Below are 529 nucleotides of genomic sequence, written 5' to 3' on the forward strand. Positions count from 1 at the left end.
CGAAAGAATACTTATTGGCGTTGGCTTCCATCTTGGTGCCATCCAAAAAGTAGTTTTCCATTGTGATGTACTTTTCTTCAATCAATTTTAGAATCATGGCTTCAAATAACTCATCCATCAAGGCTTTCATCCGTTCTCCGCGGAACTCATTGATCGTGCGGAAATCTGGTTGTTGCATCGCAGCTAACCATATGGCAGGAAGATTTTCTTTTATTAGTTTTTCGATTCCACGGCAGGAATAAACCTTTTGGGAATAACTATACAGAATGATTTTAAGCATCATTTTGGGATGATAGGAACTTCTGCCACCACCTTTATAATGAGAAAACAATAGCTCATCTGGTACAGATTCCACCATTTCGTCCACTACTCGTGCGACGTGATGTTCTGGTATAAGGGCTTCAATATCAAAAATCACTTGAGTTTGACGATTGTCATAGGGTTTAAAAGTAGGGGCTAATGGTCTTTTAGAGGGCTTTTTTTCCTCTGTCTCTGGAAAAAGTGTCATTTGCGTGTTATAATTTTCAGT

1 protein-coding gene is annotated in these 529 nt (G+C 38.9%); it reads right to left on the minus strand.

All coding sequences use genetic code 11. The features are described 5' to 3' along the window. Positions 1–529 (minus strand): transposase (locus B6A27_RS18360; RefSeq protein ID WP_080862890.1); only part of this gene is annotated, 529 nt, incomplete at both ends.

This window comes from Anoxybacillus sp. UARK-01 (assembly GCF_002075365.1).
GTDB classification, from domain to species: Bacteria; Bacillota; Bacilli; order Bacillales; family Anoxybacillaceae; genus Anoxybacteroides; species Anoxybacteroides rupiense.